This window comes from Wolbachia endosymbiont of Drosophila barbarae, from assembly GCF_044752445.1.
Lineage (GTDB): Bacteria > Pseudomonadota > Alphaproteobacteria > Rickettsiales > Anaplasmataceae > Wolbachia > Wolbachia pipientis.
In genome coordinates this window covers 1-1,648 of sequence record NZ_JBIXJM010000067.1, presented here as the reverse complement: position 1 = coordinate 1,648, position 1,648 = coordinate 1, and the positions used below count along the sequence as shown (strand labels likewise).

The following is a 1,648-nucleotide window of genomic DNA, read 5'->3' as shown; positions in this document are numbered from 1 at the left end:
CTTCATATTTGGAAAGAAAAATTTTTAATGTTTCAACTGATACTCCATAGCCAGCACTGATCACTTTTAGCTCTTCTTCAGAAATGCTCTTTTTTACTCTCGGCTTTTTTAGCATGCCCTTTTCAAGAAGATCCTTATATAGACTTTCAGCCAGCTCTTCCTTAATATCATTATTAGCAAAAGATTGTGGAGTAATAGTGTGTCCAAAAATATCATCTATAAACCGTGAAAACATATAATAAAGGTTAGCCAAGCTCTTTTGCTGTTCTTCATAAGCGTCGATTTGAATGATACTTTCGTTATTATTCTTCTTAATCTTACCAATAATACCTGCTGCATTGATAGCAAATTTACTATGCTCATCTAAAAGCCTTGCAGCTTCTCGCAATTCTTGCTTAAATTCTTTCAAAACTTTCTCATCTTCTTCTTTTAAAGGCTTTTGTTCTAAATCAACCTTCTTTACTAATGCAAATGCCTTGTAATAACGTGCTGCTTCAGAAAAATATGGCTCTTTTTTAATCACCTCATCAAACAGCTCAAGGGCATTTTTATGAGCATTTTTATGTTCCTCATTTTGAGAGAGATACTTTCCAAGTTTAATCATTTGAATTGGATTTTCTTTAACCCAGGCTAACCACTTTTCGCTATACCCAGTGTCTAAATTCTTTAATCGTGAGATAAATTTGTCCAGTAGGTTGTAAAGATTTCTTTTATCCTGTTCACCTGTCAAATTTCTTACATATTTAGTGTGTTCATCTAACCAGAAAGCCCATTTGTCCAAGCAACTCTGCAATAAAATTTCTTTAACTTCAGTAGGTACTTTTTTATCATCAAGGTCTTTCTTCAATTGTTCGTACTGCTCTTTGAATGCTTTAAAACAGCTTTCTTCCATAGTAATCTGAGTATCATAGTAAGCTTTAATGTCAGATATACGATGTAATTCTTCCACATCACGCTCTTTCTTTAAATCAAGTATTTTTGAGTTACTATATTCTTGTCCTTTTGAATCCATGATGATTAACTGACCAGAACCCTGGTCTCCACTTCTTGCTGCTCGCCCAAATGCTTGCTGTTCAACTCGAATATTGCTAGGTAGGTAAGTTAAACAAACATGTAATCCTTCTGCTTTCCTCAATTCTTCTGTAATTTTTATGTCAGTTCCACGGCCAGCTAAGTTCGTTGCAATAATAATCTGTCCTTGCCCCAGCTCTTTGTTACCTTGAACAATTTCAAACCCTTTATCAAACTCTTCGTAATCTCTTGTATATGTATGAACATGTTTTGCATCCTTTCCTCCAAAAGCTTTGTATAAAGTCTCTACATCATTTACTGTTTCACAGATGATTAAAACAGATCGTTTTTTTTCCTCAGTTAGCCTTTTTGTTTCATTACATATGCGCTTTATCCATTCATCTTTGCCAGTACAAAGAATAGGTTTTTCCTCACGAAATTGCTTAGACTTGGCTGTAGGGATAGTTACAAAGTCTACCTCATGTATCTCCTGCAATAAATCTCTTTCTCTCTGTGACCCTAAAGTGCCTGTTAATCCATATAAGTTACTGTACAATTTAAAGAAAGAACCATTAGAGATAAAAACAGCTTTTAAGCTTTGTAAAGATAATTTACATCCATGTTTGAGTTGTAAAAA

At 34.0% G+C, this 1,648-nt stretch carries 1 protein-coding gene; it reads right to left on the bottom strand.

All coding sequences use genetic code 11. The features are described 5' to 3' along the window. On the bottom strand, window positions 1-1,648 hold a 1,648-nt coding region (locus ACIPNH_RS00915; RefSeq protein WP_400771039.1), incomplete at both ends, for a preprotein translocase subunit SecA.